This window comes from Ancylobacter sp. GW821-FHT10E12, assembly GCF_058809335.1.
The window spans coordinates 114,394-128,932 of record NZ_JBXASN010000016.1 but is presented as its reverse complement, the minus strand read 5'-3'; the positions used below and the strand labels follow the sequence as shown (position 1 = coordinate 128,932).

16 protein-coding genes are annotated in these 14,539 nt (G+C 65.5%); 12 read left to right on the top strand and 4 right to left on the bottom strand.

Going from position 1 to position 14,539, the window contains the following annotated elements; all coding sequences use genetic code 11:
* Nucleotides 1–18: 18 nt before the first annotated feature.
* Both AC1RU4_RS20395 and AC1RU4_RS20390 read right to left on the bottom strand, forming a co-directional pair.
* Nucleotides 19–1,425 carry an acetyl-CoA carboxylase biotin carboxylase subunit gene (locus AC1RU4_RS20395; protein WP_492892969.1) on the bottom strand — a complete coding sequence of 469 codons (1,407 nt, stop codon included), beginning with the start codon at nt 1,423–1,425 and terminating at the stop codon, nt 19–21.
* Complete coding sequence (locus AC1RU4_RS20390; RefSeq protein WP_492892968.1) at nt 1,425–2,177, bottom strand: helix-turn-helix domain-containing protein; 753 nt, start codon at nt 2,175–2,177, stop codon at nt 1,425–1,427. The genes AC1RU4_RS20395 and AC1RU4_RS20390 overlap by 1 nt, the downstream gene beginning before the upstream one ends.
* Nucleotides 2,178–2,411: 234 nt before the next feature.
* Here AC1RU4_RS20390 and AC1RU4_RS20385 point away from each other — a divergent pair, with 234 nt between their 5' ends.
* From AC1RU4_RS20385 to AC1RU4_RS20330, 12 genes are all read left to right on the top strand, one after another.
* Nucleotides 2,412–2,915, top strand: a complete 504-nt coding sequence (locus AC1RU4_RS20385) for a MaoC family dehydratase (protein WP_492892967.1) — start codon at nt 2,412–2,414, stop codon at nt 2,913–2,915.
* On the top strand, nt 2,912–4,066 hold the full coding sequence (locus tag AC1RU4_RS20380) for an acyl-CoA dehydrogenase family protein (RefSeq protein WP_492892966.1): 1,155 nt from the start codon (nt 2,912–2,914) through the stop codon (nt 4,064–4,066). Before AC1RU4_RS20385 ends, AC1RU4_RS20380 begins: the two co-directional genes overlap by 4 nt.
* A 1-nt stretch (nt 4,067) precedes the next feature.
* A complete protein-coding gene (locus AC1RU4_RS20375) occupies nt 4,068–4,547 on the top strand; it encodes a MaoC family dehydratase (RefSeq protein ID WP_492892965.1) in 480 nt (159 codons plus the stop codon).
* The gene (locus tag AC1RU4_RS20370; protein WP_492892964.1) at nt 4,544–5,803 is read left to right on the top strand and encodes a CaiB/BaiF CoA transferase family protein; all 1,260 of its coding nucleotides are present in this window, start codon (nt 4,544–4,546) and stop codon (nt 5,801–5,803) included. The genes AC1RU4_RS20375 and AC1RU4_RS20370 overlap by 4 nt, the downstream gene beginning before the upstream one ends.
* Nucleotides 5,800–6,711, top strand: a complete 912-nt coding sequence (locus AC1RU4_RS20365) for an HpcH/HpaI aldolase/citrate lyase family protein (RefSeq protein WP_492892963.1) — start codon at nt 5,800–5,802, stop codon at nt 6,709–6,711. Before AC1RU4_RS20370 ends, AC1RU4_RS20365 begins: the two co-directional genes overlap by 4 nt.
* A 63-nt stretch (nt 6,712–6,774) precedes the next feature.
* Nucleotides 6,775–7,593, top strand: a complete 819-nt coding sequence (locus tag AC1RU4_RS20360; protein ID WP_492892962.1) for a transporter substrate-binding domain-containing protein — start codon at nt 6,775–6,777, stop codon at nt 7,591–7,593.
* Between the two features lie 48 nt (nt 7,594–7,641).
* Entirely contained in the window at nt 7,642–8,391 is a 750-nt protein-coding gene (locus AC1RU4_RS20355; RefSeq protein WP_492892961.1) for an amino acid ABC transporter permease, read from the top strand.
* A complete protein-coding gene (locus tag AC1RU4_RS20350) occupies nt 8,388–9,233 on the top strand; it encodes an amino acid ABC transporter permease (protein WP_492892960.1) in 846 nt (281 codons plus the stop codon). Before AC1RU4_RS20355 ends, AC1RU4_RS20350 begins: the two co-directional genes overlap by 4 nt.
* A gap of 1 nt (nt 9,234) precedes the next feature.
* Nucleotides 9,235–9,981 (top strand): amino acid ABC transporter ATP-binding protein, encoded by a 747-nt coding sequence (locus AC1RU4_RS20345; RefSeq protein ID WP_492892959.1) that lies wholly within the window; start codon nt 9,235–9,237, stop codon nt 9,979–9,981.
* Nucleotides 9,982–9,994: 13 nt separating this feature from the next.
* The gene (locus tag AC1RU4_RS20340) at nt 9,995–10,213 is read left to right on the top strand and encodes an acyl-CoA carboxylase biotin carboxyl carrier protein subunit (RefSeq protein ID WP_492892958.1); all 219 of its coding nucleotides are present in this window, start codon (nt 9,995–9,997) and stop codon (nt 10,211–10,213) included.
* A 1-nt stretch (nt 10,214) separates the two neighbouring features.
* Entirely contained in the window at nt 10,215–11,741 is a 1,527-nt protein-coding gene (locus AC1RU4_RS20335) for an acyl-CoA carboxylase subunit beta (RefSeq protein ID WP_492892957.1), read from the top strand.
* A gap of 9 nt (nt 11,742–11,750) precedes the next feature.
* Nucleotides 11,751–12,194 carry an acyl-CoA thioesterase gene (locus tag AC1RU4_RS20330; RefSeq protein WP_492892956.1) on the top strand — a complete coding sequence of 148 codons (444 nt, stop codon included), beginning with the start codon at nt 11,751–11,753 and terminating at the stop codon, nt 12,192–12,194.
* Between the two features lie 182 nt (nt 12,195–12,376).
* On the opposite strand, the gene AC1RU4_RS20325 is transcribed toward AC1RU4_RS20330, so the two are convergent.
* Nucleotides 12,377–14,107: an ABC transporter substrate-binding protein gene (locus AC1RU4_RS20325; protein ID WP_492892993.1), complete on the bottom strand. Its 1,731-nt coding sequence runs from the start codon at nt 14,105–14,107 to the stop codon at nt 12,377–12,379.
* 123 nt (nt 14,108–14,230) lie between these two features.
* Nucleotides 14,231–14,536 (bottom strand): DUF2160 domain-containing protein, encoded by a 306-nt coding sequence (locus AC1RU4_RS20320; protein ID WP_492892955.1) that lies wholly within the window; start codon nt 14,534–14,536, stop codon nt 14,231–14,233.
* Between the last annotated feature and the right edge of the window lie 3 nt (nt 14,537–14,539).

Sequence of the window (14,539 nt, the reverse complement as noted above, 5' to 3'; positions counted from 1 at the left end):
TGGTCTTGCAGGCGCCGGTTACTCGGCCGCCGCAGCGGGCGCTTGCAGAAGCAGCGGGCGACGGGTCTCGATGAAGCCTGTATGCACGAGGCCCGCAGCGAACTCGGCATCCTTGAGGCACGCGATGAGGAAGTCGCGATTGGTTACGATCCCCTCGATGCGGAAGTGGCAAAGGGCCTCCACCGCTCGGTGGAGAGCCACCTCGCGGGTCGGTCCATGCGCGATGAGCTTGGCGATCATCGGGTCGTAGAAGGGCGTCACCACGTCGCCTTGGCGATAGGCGGAATCGACGCGAATGCCTTCCATCTCCGGTGGTTCTTCGTAGCGGGTGATCGGGCCGGGAGCGGGCAGGAAGTTCTTGGCGGGGTCCTCGGCATAGAGGCGGCATTCGACGGCATGGCCGCTCGTCGTGATGCTCTCCTGGGACATTCCGTCGAGCGTGCCGGCGGCGAAGTCCAGTTGCATGCCGACAAGATCGCGACCGGTCACCATCTCGGTGACCGGATGCTCGACCTGGATGCGGGTGTTCATCTCCAGGAAGAAGAACTCGCCGCTCGTCACGTCGAAGATGAACTCGACCGTCCCGGCACCGGCATAGCGCGTCACACGCGCGAGCCTCAGCGCCGCTTCCGCCATAGCATTGCGCGTTTCCGGGGGAAGGCCGGGAGCGGGGCTCTCCTCGATCACCTTCTGGAAGCGTCGCTGGAGCGAGCAGTCGCGCTCGAAAAGGTGGATGGCCTCGCCATTGCCGAAGCCGAAGACCTGCACCTCGACGTGGCGGGCTCTGGGGACGTAGCGCTCCATATAGACCGTGGCGTCGCCGAAGGCCTTCGCCGCCATCGAGCGGGTGGCGGCGATCATGCCGGCGAGCGCATCCGGCTTGTCAAGACGGCGCATGCCGATGCCGCCACCGCCGGCGGCGGCCTTGACGAGCAGGGGATAGCCGACCTCCGCGGCAGCTTCCTGCCAGCCCCCGTCCTCCACGCCGAAGCGCGGGCTGCCGGGGACCACCGGCACGCCCGCCTGCCTGGCGATCTCGCGAGCGCGCTGCTTGTCGCCCATGTCGGTGATGGCCCGGGGCGAGGGGCCGATCCAGATGAGGCCGCTATCGGCGACGCGTTGGGCAAAGGCGGCGTTCTCGGCGAGAAACCCGTAGCCGGGATGTATGGCGTCCGCTCCGCTCGCGCGTGCCGCCGCGATCATCGCGTCGGGGCGCAGATAGCTTTCTCGGGCGGGCGCCGGACCGATGGCGACCGCCTCGTCGGCTTCGGCGACGTGAGCGGCCGTCGCATCGGCCTCCGAATGGACCGCGACGGTCGCTATGCCCCGCGCGCGGCAGGAACGGAACACGCGTCTGGCAATCTCGCCGCGATTGGCGACCAGCACCTTCTTCATGAGATAGCCTTCCAGAACCGATGGGCTCATCACTGCCGTGACGGGGCACGGCCTCCCGAGGCAGGCGGGGTGACCACCCAGATGACCCGGGCCTCCTCGTCGGAATCGTTGTCGACGCGGTGGCGCAGCATGCTGGAGAAACGGAAGCTGTCGCCTTCCTCCAGCACGTAGGTTTCGTCGCCGATGAGCAGCCGGATGCGTCCCTTGATGACGATGCCGGCCTTCTCCCCGTTGTGATTGTAGAGCGCGCCGCCCGACGTGCCGCCCGGCGCAAAGCGGAACTCCCACATTTCGAGCAGGCTCGCCCCCGGCGGCATCAGGAACATCTTGTTGATGCCGGTTTCGGTGAGGTTGAGGCAGTGGCGCGCGCCGGCCCTGACGATGAAGGGATTGGCCGAGGGCGGGACGGAATCGCCCTGGAAAAACTGGGTGATCGGCATGTCGAGCGCGCCGGCGAGAAGCCGCAGCGTGCGCAGCGAGGGCGTGGCGAGGCCGCGCTCGATCTGGCTCAGCATGCCGATCGAGATCGACGCCTGTTCGGCCAGCGTCCCCAGGGACCAGCTGCGCCGGAGGCGTTCGGCGCGCACCACGGCGCCGACACGGGCATCGGCCTCGGCATGAATGTCGTCGGGCAATATGTCGGCGGCCGCGTCCGTGTCGCTACGGGGCGCGTGCACCGTCTTGCCCGCGGGCTTCGCCGGCGGGTGTTCTCCGGCATCCACCCCGGCCTTCGCTGCCCTCGTCCGGGACTTCGTGCCGGCCATCTTGGTCCTGTCATTCATGGAAACGCTTCCTGCGGGCCACTCGCTTCCGGGTGGCCGATGCCTTCGCGGCGGTTGGATGACAATTAGTGGTATCGAAAATTCGGTGTCAAGTTTTGATCTCATGAAAAATTGCCGTTGACATTTTTTTTCACTCCATCAAACCTGTCAGCACTGATTTAATCGTGATTAAAGGTTGTGCAGCGATGCCGAAAAATGTGGCCATGGCATCGTGTCTGGGTGGATCATGTTGAAATGACGAATGATTTCCTGAAATCGGCACGGCTCAGGCCGAAGGGAAACCACTTCGAGGCCTTCGAAGTGGGAAAGCGCTTCGAACATCATTGGGGGCGGACGCTGCGCCATTCCGAAGCCGCGCTGTTCTCCACGCTGACGCTTCATTTCAATCCGCTGTACTTCAATCGCGAATACGCCGTCGCGCTCGGCCATGCCGACACGCCGGTCAATCCGCTGATGGTGTTCACCCTCGTGCTCGGGCTCTCGGTGGAGGACCTGTCGGAGGTGGGCGGGGCCTTTCTCGGCGTCGACGACCTCGAATACGGCGTCGTGGTCTATCCCGACGACACGCTCACCGCCCAAAGCACGGTGATCGCCCTTCGCGATTCCTCGTCCAACCCGATGATGGGCATCGCGACCTGGCACACCGAAGGTTTCAACCAGAAGGGCGAGCGGGTGATCTCCTTCGTCCGCACCAACATGGTCCCGCGCCTCGAGCCGCGGGAGGTGACCGTCCAATGACCTACATGACCGAAGAGCGGCGTGACATTCAGGAGCACGCCCGCGAGTTCACCCGCCGCGAGGTGATTTCGCTCGCCAACAAGCTCGACCCCGAACGCGCCGACATTCCGATGTCGCTGCGCGAGAAGCTCGCCGAGATGGGCTATTTCGGCATCCTGATCCCGTCGGAATATGGCGGCCTCGGCATGGGCTGCTTCGAATATTGCCTGGTCTCGGAGGAATTGGCGCGCGGCTGGATGTCGGTCGGCTCGATCATCGTGCGCGGCAACCTGCTCGTCGGCAGCCACATGATGAGCGAGGAGCAGCGCAAGCACTACCTGCCGAAGATGGCGGCGGGCGAGATGATCGGCGCCTTCGCCATGTCCGAGCCGGGCGCGGGGTCCGACGTCGCCTCCATCAGCACCCGCGCGGTGAAGGACGGGGACTCCTATCTCGTTACCGGCAACAAATACTGGTGCACCTTCGCCAAGGAGGCGGACTTCGTCATCCTGGTGGCGCGCACCTCCAAGGCGCCGCCGGAGCGCCGGCATCTCGGCCTGTCCATGTTCATCTTCGAGAAGAAGCGGGGCGAGTTCCCGGAGGGCATGGCAGGCTCGGCCATTCCGAAGATCGGCTATTTCGGGATGAAGACCTACGAGCTCGCCTTCGACAATTTCCGCATCCCGGCGGAAAACATGATCGGCGAGGAGGGCAAGGGTTTCTATTACGCGACCCAGGGACTCGAATCCGCCCGCGCCCAGACGGCCGCCCGCGCGGTCGGCGTGGCGCGCGCCGGCCTCGAGGACGCGGTCGACTACGCCAAGGAACGTGTCCAGTTCGGCAAGCCGATCGCGAGCTTCCAGGATACCCGCTTCAAGATTGCCAGGATGGCTTCGGAGATCGAGGCCTGCCGGCAGCTCGTCCACTATGTCTGCGACCGTATCGACACCGGCGAGCGCTGTGACCGCGAGGCCTCCATGGCGAAGTATCTCGCCTCGGAGATGGCGGAGAAGGTGACCTCCGAGGCGCTGCAGATCCACGGCGGGGCCGGCTACACCACTCACCACGCGGTGGAGCGCTACTGGCGCGACGCGCGCCTCACCAAGGTGTTCGAAGGCACCTCGGAGATCCAGCTGCGCGTCATCTCCGACCAGATCCTCGGGAGGATGTGAGATGAGGATCGCATCGCTCACGTCACCAGACAGCTATTTCGAGGCGTTCACCGTCGGCGAGGTGATGAGGCACGCGCGCGGCAAGACGGTGGAGCCGCTGGAGAACGTGCTGATCACCAATCTGGTCATGAACACTGCCGCCGGTCATTTCGACGAGCACGCGATGAAGGACTCGCCCTTCGGCCGACGCGTTACCTTTGGCGGCGTCACGGCCTCGCTGGTCATCGGCATGGCGAGCCAGGACACCGCCGAGAACGCGCTCGCCGAGATCGGCATGACCGGGCTGCGCCTCAAGTCGCCGGTGTTCCACGGCGACACGCTCTATGCCTATACCGAGGTGCTCGCCAAGGAGGATGCCGGACGCGAGGATGCCGGTCTCGTCACCTTCAGGCATTGGGGGGTGAACCAGGACGACGTCGTCGTTTGCGAGTGCGTGCGCACGGTGCTCGTCAAGCGCGCCAGCCACTGGGGGGCGGCGTGAGCGGCGGCGCGCCGGCAGGGGCGCTCGGCGACCTCAGGGTCGTCGACCTGACGCATTTCCTTGCCGGCCCCTACTGCACGCAGATGCTGGCCGACCAGGGCGCCGACGTGGTCAAGGTCGAGCCGCCGGGAGGCGATGTCACCCGCACCTTCGGGCCGTTCCACCCCGAGGACGGGTTGAAGGCCTATGCCGGCTATTTCGCCTCGGTGAACCGCAACAAGCGATCCATTACCCTCGATCTCAAGCAGGAAGCGGCGCGCAAGGTGCTGCTCCAGCTGGTCGATCGGGCCGACGTCGTGGTCGAGAACTACCGTGCCGGGGTGATGGAGAAGCTGGGTCTCTCCTACGAGACCCTGCGCGAGCGAAACCCGCGGCTCGTCTACGCCACCATTCGCGGCTTCGGCGACGCACGCACCCTGCCGAGCCCCTATGGCGACTGGCCGGCCTATGACGTGGTCGCGCAGGCCTTCGGCGGCATCATGGCGATTACCGGGGAGGTTGGAGGCGAGCCCACGAAGATCGGTCCGGGCATCGGCGATATCGTTCCCGCCATGTTCGCCGCCTTCGGCATCGTCTGTGCCGTGCATCATGCGCGGCGGACGGGGCAGGGGCAGTTCGTCGACGTCAGCATGGTGGATTCGATCCTCGCCCTGTGTGAGCGCGTTCTCCATCAATACGCTTATGGCGGCATGGTGCCGGCACCGCAGGGCAACCAGCATCCCTTCCTCTGCCCCTTCGGCACCTTCCCGACCCGCGACGGCTCCTGCACCATCACCGCCTATGACGACCGGATGTTCGGCGAACTGTGCCGGCTGTTCGACATGCCGGAACTGCCCGCCGATCCGCGTTTCACCACCTGGCAGGCGCGCTATGACAACCACGTCGCGCTGATCGATATCCTCTCCGGCTTCACGCGGCGGAAGACCAAGCAGGAACTGCTCGCCCTTCTCGGCGGGCGCATCCCCTTCGGGCCTGTCTATAACGTCGCCGACATCATGGCCGATCCGCATTTCGCCGCCCGCGAGATGATCGTGCCGGTCGAGCAGCCGGGCATGGACAGGCCGGTCATGCTTGCCGGCGTGCCGGTGAAGATGACGCAGACCCCCGGCTCCATCCGCTATCGCGCGCCGCTTCTCGGCGAACATACCGACGACGTGCTCGCCGAGGCCGGGCTCACCCTCGCCGCCATTGAAGAACTGCGCGCCGCCGACGTTTTCGGTGCCGCGCCTTCCCAGACCACAGAGACAGCAGCATGACCACTCGTCCCCAGCGCCTGCGGCGCGTCCAGCTCGCCGTTCCGGGATCCTCCGAGAAGATGATCCGCAAAGCGGCCGCCTCGGCCGCCGATCACGTCTTCCTCGATCTCGAGGACGCGGTCGCGCCGAGCGAGAAGCCCGGTGCGCGCAAGAAGATCGTCGAGGCGTTCAACACGCTGGATTGGGGTGGCAAGACGCGCTGCATCCGCATCAACGACTTCACGACGAAATACGCCTATCGCGACATCATCGAGGTGGTCGAAGGCGCGCGCGAAAACCTCGACACGATCATGCTGACGAAGGTGAAGACGCCGGCCGACATCCTGTTCGCCGACACGCTGCTGAACCAGGTCGAGCAGGATATCGGGCTGACCAAGTCCATCGGCCTCGAAGCGCTCATCGAGGAGGTCGAGGGGCTGCAGAACGTCGAGGCGATCGCCAAGGCCTCGCCGCGCCTCGAATGCCTGATCTTCGGCATGGGTGACTTTTCCGCCTCCATGGGCGTGCTGATCAAGCCGGACGGCAAGGTGGGGCCCTATCCGGGCGATGTCTGGCACTATTCGCGCTTCCGCCTGGTGATGGCCTGCCGCGCCGCCGGCATCGACCCGGTCGACGGCCCCTATGCCGATTTCCGCGACCCCACCGGCTACATCGAGGAAGCCTCGCGCTCGCTCACCCTCGGCTGCGTCGGCAAATGGGCGATCCATCCGGCGCAGATCGACTGGGCGCTCGATGTGTTCACGCCGGACGCCGGCGAGGTGGCTCGCGTCCGCAAGCTCGCCGCCGCCTACAAGGAGGCGGAATCGCAGGGCCTTGGCGCCATCCAGGTCGACGGCACCATGGTGGATGTCGCCTCGATCCGCATGTTCGGGGCGATCCTGAAGAGAGCCGACCTGATCGGCATGTAGGGAGGCGTTGCTTTCTTTCCGCGCCGGCTCAAGCCGGCGTCCATCAAAAACGAAGAGGGGACTATGAAGACACGCTTTACCGCACTCGCCGCCCTGGTCTTCGGACTGGCGGTCCAGCCTGCCCTCGCGCAGGACACGCTCGCCAGGATCAAGGACGCCGGAAAGATCGTCGTCGGCGTGAAGACCGACTACAAGCCCTGGGGCTATCTCGATCCGTCGGGCAAGATCGTCGGCATGGAGATCGACATGGCCGGCGACGTCGCCGACAAGCTCGGCGTCAAGCTGGAGATGGTGCCGGTCACTGCCGCCAACCGCATGGAATTCCTCAACCAGGGGCGCATCGACCTGATCATCGCGACGATGGGCGACCGCCCGGACCGCCGCAAGGTGGTCGGCGCCATCGAGCCGCAATACTACGCTTCGGGCGGCAACATCCTCGCCCCGAAGGCCGCGAAGTTCACCTCCTGGGAGCAGCTGAAGGGCAAGAAGGTCTGCGCCATTCAGGGCGCCTACTACAACCGCCCGACGGCGCAGCACTACGGTGCCGATCTCGTGGTGTTCCCCGGTGTCGAGGACGCCAAGAAGGCGCTGCTCGGCGGCAACTGCGTGGCTTTCCTGTTCGACAGCTCGCTGATCGAGGGCACTCTCGCTGCCGGCGACCCGCAATGGGCCGATTACGAGATGCCGCTGGAGACCGAGGAGAACGAGCCCTGGATCATCGGCGTGAAGCTCTCCGATCTCGACGGTCCGTTCGGCAAATTCATGATCGACACGTCGAAGGGCTGGCACAAGGCCGGTCGGCTGATCGAGTTCGAGAAGAAGTGGGGCATCAAGCCGAACGAATACCTCGTCGAGATGCACGAGAAGCATAAGAACGACTGATCATCAGTCACGTATCTCTGCCGCGCCGCCGCAGGAAAGTGAACCGCGATGGACGGCACGGTCGCCGAGTTCTTCCGCTGGCTGAACGACGCCCACGGAATCAACTTTTCGGTCCTCTACGATTCCTATGACCAGGGCCGCTTTCTGGCGGGTTTTCGCACGACCATCGAGCTGGCCTCCTCGTGCATTGCGCTGAGCGTCGTCATCGGTGTCGCCTGCGCCTGGCTACAGACGAGCCCGAACCGTTTCGTCCGCACGGTCGTCAATGCCTATGTACAGGCGTTTCGCAACACGCCGCAGCTGGTGCAACTCGCCTTCTTCTATTTCGCCTTCAGCACGCTGCTTCCGACCGTGGAAGTCGCGCCGGGGCTGCGCGAGCCACTGATCTCCAATTTCGGCTGGGCGGTGATCTCGTTGTCGCTCGCCACCGGCGCCTTCAACGCCGAGGTGTTCCGCTCGGGTATCGAGGCGGTGCCGGGCGCGACCATCGAGGCGGCGGAGGCGCTCGGCTACGGACGCTTCAAGGCGTTCGTCTATGTCATCCTGCCGATGGGATTCCGGGTTTGCCTGCCCTCGCTTACCAACAACCTCGTCGCGCTGGTGAAATTCACCAGCCTGTCCTTCGCCATCGGCGTGCAGGAGCTTTTGTCGGTCTGCTCCCAGATCTGGTCGGAAGTGCTGAATGTGCGCGAGATGATGGTGGTGCTGCTCGTCAGCTACATGGCGCTCGTGGTGGTCGTCGCCCTCGTCATGTGGCAGCTGGAGCGGTGGCTGCGCGTGCCGGGATACGGCCGATGAGCGCGAAGCGTCCCGTCTCGGTTCTCGCCGCCGCCTTCACCGGCCCTTCGTGCGAAGGGGTCTTCGATGTCGGCCGGCTGGGCCCGCGTTCGGCGCTTCTCGTCGTCCTGGGCTGCCTGACGGCTTCGGCCGCCCTTGCGCAGGGCCTTGCCCCTTCGAAGGCGAGCGCGTTCGAGCTGGCCGTCAAATGGACGCCGCTCATCTTCTCCGGCTTCCTGTTCAACCTGCTGGTCAGCGTTGTGACCATGATGGTGGCGACGGTGCTCGGCGTCCTTCTCGGCGCGGGCACCTCCTCGCCGAACCGGGTGCTGCGCGGCATCTGCCGCCCGCCGGTGCTGTTCTTCCGCAATGCTCCCTGGCTCGTGGTGCTCTTCGCGGTGATGCTGCTGGTACCCTTCCAGTTCAGCGTCTTCGGGATCACCATCTCCTTTCCGGCCTGGATCAAGGCGGTCTTCGGCCTGTCGCTGCCGGTGATGGCCAACATCGCCGAGACGGTTCGCGGCGCTCTGCAATCGCTGCCGCGCGGGCAGTGGGAAGCGGCACAGGCGCTCTCGCTCGGGCGCACGCAGACATTGCTGCTCGTCATCCTGCCGCAGGCGGTGCGCCGGATCATTCCGCCCTGGATGAACCAGTACGCCATCCTCACCATGAGCACGACGATCATCTCCATCGTCGGCATTCAGGAGGGGCTGGCGATGGCGCAGGCGGCGCAGGTGGCGGAGGGGCGCTCGGACCTCCTGATCCCCGTCTATCTCATCCTCCTCGCCATGTTCTTCTCCTATTGCTATCCGATCGCCCGCTACACCCGTTATCTCGAACGCCGGATCGCGGAGCGGGGCTGATATGGCGCATTCACTCGGGGAGCCCATCCTGGCCGCCAAGATGGTCGGCAAGTCCTATGGGACGACGGTCGTGTTGCGCGACTTCAACCTCCGGGTGGCGCGCGGCGAGACCATCTGCCTGATCGGTCCGTCCGGTTCCGGCAAGTCGACCTTCCTGCGCTGCGTCAACGCGCTCACCCCCATCACCGAAGGCTCGATCGAGGTCGCCGGCATTCGCGTCGACGATCCGAACATGGACAAGGCGGCACTGCGCCGGGCCGTCGGCATCGTCTTCCAGCAGTACAACCTCTTTCCGCATCGCACTGTGCTCGACAATATCTGCATGGCTCCGGTGCAGGTGCTCGGCCGCAGGCGCCGCGAGGTGCGGGAAGAAGCGCAGGCCTTGCTGCGAAAGGTCGGGCTGGAGGACAAGGCGCGGAGCTATCCGGGCGAACTGTCCGGCGGCCAGCAGCAGCGCGTTGCCATCGTCCGTTCGCTCGCGCTCCGGCCGGAAGTCATGCTTTTCGACGAGGTAACCGCCGCGCTCGATCCCGAAAAAAAGAAGGACGTGCTCGACACCATCCGCCAGCTCGCGGAGGAGGGGATGACCTGCATCCTGGTCACCCACGAGATCGGCTTCGCACGCGAAGTGGCCGATCGCGTCTGCTTCACCGATGGGGGACGCATCGTCGAGGAGGGGCCTCCCGCGCAGCTTTTCAACGAGCCCCAGAATCCGCGCACCCGCACTTTCCTCAATCATCTCCTATAGGACGTTCGGCATCATGGCGAAGACCGCAGCGATATCCGAGGTGTCCGGCACCGTGTGGCAGGTGCTGGTGGCCGTCGGCGACACCGTCGAGGAATTTCAGGAGCTGCTCCTGATCGAATCTATGAAGATGGAAATTCCCGTGCTGGCCCCGCGCGCCGGCCGCGTCGCCGAGATCCCGGTGGTGGAGAAGGATTCCGTCGCCGCCGGGCAGACCGTCGCGTGGATCGACTGACATGGCGTTCGAGAAGGAAATCGACGAACTCGAAGCCCGCCGCGCACGCGCGCTCGCCATGGGTTCGGCCAAGCGCATCGAGGAGCGGCGCGCGCAGAACATCCTCAACGCACGCGAGCGCGTCGCCCGTCTCACCGACGCGGATAGCTTTGCCGAATGGGGACTGCTCGCGGTCTCGGTGCGTCCCGAGGACCGCGAGCGCTCGGCCGGCGACGGCTATGTGAGCGGCAGTGCCAGCGTCGAGGGCCGTCCCGTGGTGGTCCACGCCGCCGACTTCACCACGCTCGGTGCCTCGACTTCGGCGATCGGCGACAAGAAGTTCCACCACGCCAAGGCCAACGCTGCCAGGAACGGCGTGCCGCTGGTGCTGTTGAACGAGTGCGCGGGTTCGCGCATCCCCGACATCATGGGCGCGCAGGGCCTGCACCGCGCCGGCGAGCACTCGGAGCTCTGGCGCGACCGGTCGTCGCCCTGGGCGGCGGCGATCCTCGGTCTCACCTATGGCGACGGGTCCTTCTACGCCTCGATGTCAGACTTCGTCGTCATGCGCAAGGGCGCGGTGATGGCCGTATCGAGCGAGCACGTCACGTCGGTGGCGCTGGCCGAGGCGGGCGATCCTCGTGAGTTCGGCGGCTGGGAGGTGCAGACCTCCGTCACCGGTGTCGTCGACCGCGCGGTCGACACCGACGAGGAAGCCATCGACCTCATCAAGCGCTTCCTCTCCTACATGCCCTCGCACGGCCAGGAACTGCCGCCGCGCATCGCTGCCGGCGCGCCGGGCGGCGACCAGGAGAGCCTGCTCGCCATCCTGCCGGAGAGCCCGAAGCGGACCTATGACGTGCGCCGCATCCTGCAGGTGGTCTTCGATGCCGGCACGCTGTTCCCGCTGAAGGAGCGCTTCGCCCCGGTGGCCTTCACCGGCCTCGCCCGCCTCGCCGGCGAGGTGGTCGGCATCATCGCCATCAACCCGATGCACAAGGGCGGCGCGCTCGACGCCGACGCCTGCGACAAGATCGTCAGCTTCATCGTGCTGTGCGACAGCTTCAACATCCCGCTGATCACCTTCGCCGACACGCCGGGCTTCATGGTCGGCGCCGCCGGCGAGCGGCAGAAGATGCCGGGCAAGATCATGAACTACCTGCAGGCGCTCGGCGCGGCCACGGTGCCCAAGCTCAGCGTCATCATGCGCAAGTCCTACGGGCAGGCGCATCTGAACATGGGTGCGGGCTATTGCGACGAGATGGCGGCGTGGTTCACCGCCGAAGTCAGCCTCATGGGTCGCCAGCCGGCGATGAACGTGCTGCACCGGCTCAAGCCCGGCGAGACGCCGGAGCAATATGCCGAGCTCGAAGCCCAGCTGACCCGCAACACCTCGGCCTATGCGCTCGCCGATGCCTTCATGGCGCAGAACGTCATCAAGCCGACCGAGACACGCGACTGGCTGATCCGCATGCGGGCACTGCACGCGCGCCGGCCTTCCGGCGGCATCGGGCTGCACCGCCTGTCGACCTGGCCGACGACCTATTGAGGATCCGCGATGAACGAGACGACCGAGCCGGCCATCGACCTCAAGCAGCGTTCGTCCTTCGACTTCTTCACCCAGGAGAGCCTGCGGATCGCCGATCTCGATCAGAACGGCCATGTGAACAACATCGCCTTCCTGCAGCTGTTCGAGAATGTCCGCAACCGCTTCATCGCCGGACGCACCCCGCTGGTTCGGAACGATGAGCGCACCTTCATGCTGGTGCATCTCGAGGCCGATTTCATGGGCGAGCTGCACTATCCCGGCACGGTCGACGCCGCCTGCCGCATCATCGAGGTGCGGCGCTCCTCGGTGGTGTTCGGACAGGCGCTGTTCGACGGCGGGCGGGTGGCGGCGACCGGCCGGGCGGTGACCGTCAACGTCGATCGCGTGCAGCGAAAGGCGGCTCCCTTCGCCGACAACGAGCGCGAAGGGTTGCTGCGGCTGCTCGGCCAGTGATGGCGTCACGGTCGAGCGGAGGACTGGTGCGAGTGGCTGCGGGCGCTGCGACCGACTGTCCAGTGAGTGCAGTGAGGTGTGCAGTCCGGCCAGGATTTTGTCCAGCGGGCCGGTTCGTGCAATGGGAACGGTGAAGGCGGAGCCGGGACCGGCTCCGCCTTCCGAGGAGGTCTGCCCCAAGGTCAGTTGCTCTGCGGCGGGGTTGCCGGCCAGCTCTTGATCAGCGTGTCGTAATCGATGGTCTCGGGCTTGGGCTTCTCGTTGGCGAGCTTGGGCTGCGGGGCGAGGTTGCCTTCCTTCTTGGCGAGATCGACCCAGTAGTCCATCGGGTGCTTGGCGTTCAGCTTCGGGCCGCAATCGCCCTGCACGCCGGAGCGCTGGAGACGCTCCATCACCGAGTCCTGCGCGGTTGCGAGCGCGTCCATCGCCTGCTGCGGGGTCTTGGCGCCGGAGGAGGCGTCGCCGATATTCTGCCACCAGAGCTGCGAGAGCTTGGCATAGTCCGGCACGTTGACGCCGGTGGGGGTCCACTGCACGCGGGCCGGGGAGCGGTAGAACTCGATCAGGCCGCCGAGCCTGGGCGCCCGCTCGGTGAAGCTCTTGTCCCAGATGTCGCTTTCGCGGATGAAGGTCAGGCCGACATGGCTCTTCTTCAGCGACACCGTCTTCGACACGATGAACTGCTGGTAGAGCCAGGCTGCCTTGCGCCGCTCCACCGGCGTCGACTTCAAGAGGGTGAGCGAGCCGACATCCTGGTAGCCGAGCTTCATGCCGTCCTTCCAGTAGGCGCCCTTCGGCGAGGGCGCCATGCGCCATTTCGGCGTGCCGTCGGCGTTCATCACCGGCAGGCCGGGCTTCACCATGTCGGCGGTGAAGGCGGTGTACCAGAACATCTGCTGGGCGACGTTGCCCTGCGCCGGGATGAGGGCGGAATCGTAGAAGGTCATGCCCGCGGCCTGCGGCGGGGCGTATTTCTTCAGCCAGTCGAGATAGCGGCTCACCGCATACACGGCCGCCGGTCCGTTGGTGTCGCCGCCGCGCTCCACCGAGGAGCCGGTCGGGTTGCAGCCCTCGAGGCGGATGCCCCATTCGTCGACAGGCTTGCCGTTGGGCAGGCCGCGGTCGCCATTGCCGGCCATGGACAGCCAGGCGTCGGTGAAGCGCCAGCCGAGCGAGGGGTCCTTCTTGCCATAGTCCATATGGCCGTAGACCTTCACCCCGTCGATTTCCTTGACGTCGTTGGTGAAGAACTCGGCGATATCCTCATAGGCCGACCAGTTGAGTGGCACCCCGAGCTCGTAGCCGTATTTTGCCTTGAACTTCTCCTTGATGTCGGGGCGGGTGAACCAGTCGTAGCGGAACCAGTAGAGATTGGCGAACTGCTGGTCGGGAAGCTGATAAAGCTTGCCGTCGATCCAGGAGGTGAACGACTTGCCGATGAAGTCCTTCAGGTCGAGCATCGGGTCGGTGACGTCTTTTGCCTCGCCGGCCATCCAGTCGGAGAGGTTGACGGTCTGGTTGTAGCGCGGATGGGTGCCGATGAAGTCGGAATCGTTGATCCAGCCATCATAGACCGACTTGCCGGACTGCAGAGCGGTCTGCAGCTTCTCCACAAGATCGCCCTCCTGGACGATGTCGTGCTTCACCTTGATGCCGGTGATCTCCTCGAAGGCCTTGGCCAGCACCTTGGATTCGTAGTCATGCGTGGTCAGCGATTCCGAGATGAACGAGATATCCATGCCTTTATAGGGCTTGGCCGCCTCGGCGAACCACTGCATTTCCTTCAGCTGGTCGTCCTTCGACAGGGTCGAGGGCTGGAACTCGCTGTCGATCCATTTCTTCGCCGCCGCATCGTCGGCACGGGCGAGAGGGACGGACAGCGGTACGGACAGGGCGACGAGAAGTGCCGCCATTGAGATGCGCGAGACTGTCTGCATGGTCGTTTCCTTGGAACCTAGTGACTGCGCCTCTCGTGATGAATGACCGGCGCTGGGCGCTGGCGCCGGCCTTGGAATTGCGGGGCGTGAACGAAGAGGTCAGACCCAGCGGAACACCGCCGCCGCGACGAGCAGCGACAGGCCGGTGGCCCAGACGAGATCCGTGCTCATGAGCGCGATCCAGGCGAGGTGGATGAAGGCGGCGGTGAGCAGGGCGACGAAGAGCCGGTCGCCGCGCGTGGTGGGAAAGTCGAGCACGCCGGTACGGGCGACCTCCGGCCGCGTCGCCGCCAGCGTCGTCATCACCACGAGGGTGGCGGCGAGGGCGAGGAAGAACAGGCCGGTCTGCCAGGTCCAGGCCATCCAGGCGGTGGCCTCGGCGAAATGGGCGAAAAAGCCGTCCATCAA

Bases quoted from the DNA above. Each gene is read 5' to 3' on its own strand.
- AC1RU4_RS20395 (WP_492892969.1), bottom strand. From the start codon at position 1,425: ATGAGCCCATCGGTTCTGGAAGGCTATCTCATGAAGAAGGTGCTGGTC.
- AC1RU4_RS20390 (WP_492892968.1), bottom strand. From the start codon at position 2,177: ATGAATGACAGGACCAAGATGGCCGGCACGAAGTCCCGGACGAGGGCA.
- AC1RU4_RS20385 (WP_492892967.1), top strand. From the start codon at position 2,412: ATGACGAATGATTTCCTGAAATCGGCACGGCTCAGGCCGAAGGGAAAC.
- AC1RU4_RS20380 (WP_492892966.1), top strand. From the start codon at position 2,912: ATGACCTACATGACCGAAGAGCGGCGTGACATTCAGGAGCACGCCCGC.
- AC1RU4_RS20375 (WP_492892965.1), top strand. From the start codon at position 4,068: ATGAGGATCGCATCGCTCACGTCACCAGACAGCTATTTCGAGGCGTTC.
- AC1RU4_RS20365 (WP_492892963.1), top strand. From the start codon at position 5,800: ATGACCACTCGTCCCCAGCGCCTGCGGCGCGTCCAGCTCGCCGTTCCG.
- AC1RU4_RS20360 (WP_492892962.1), top strand. From the start codon at position 6,775: ATGAAGACACGCTTTACCGCACTCGCCGCCCTGGTCTTCGGACTGGCG.
- AC1RU4_RS20355 (WP_492892961.1), top strand. From the start codon at position 7,642: ATGGACGGCACGGTCGCCGAGTTCTTCCGCTGGCTGAACGACGCCCAC.
- AC1RU4_RS20350 (WP_492892960.1), top strand. From the start codon at position 8,388: ATGAGCGCGAAGCGTCCCGTCTCGGTTCTCGCCGCCGCCTTCACCGGC.
- AC1RU4_RS20345 (WP_492892959.1), top strand. From the start codon at position 9,235: ATGGCGCATTCACTCGGGGAGCCCATCCTGGCCGCCAAGATGGTCGGC.
- AC1RU4_RS20340 (WP_492892958.1), top strand. From the start codon at position 9,995: ATGGCGAAGACCGCAGCGATATCCGAGGTGTCCGGCACCGTGTGGCAG.
- AC1RU4_RS20335 (WP_492892957.1), top strand. From the start codon at position 10,215: ATGGCGTTCGAGAAGGAAATCGACGAACTCGAAGCCCGCCGCGCACGC.
- AC1RU4_RS20330 (WP_492892956.1), top strand. From the start codon at position 11,751: ATGAACGAGACGACCGAGCCGGCCATCGACCTCAAGCAGCGTTCGTCC.
- AC1RU4_RS20325 (WP_492892993.1), bottom strand. From the start codon at position 14,107: ATGGCGGCACTTCTCGTCGCCCTGTCCGTACCGCTGTCCGTCCCTCTC.
- AC1RU4_RS20320 (WP_492892955.1), bottom strand. From the start codon at position 14,536: ATGGACGGCTTTTTCGCCCATTTCGCCGAGGCCACCGCCTGGATGGCC.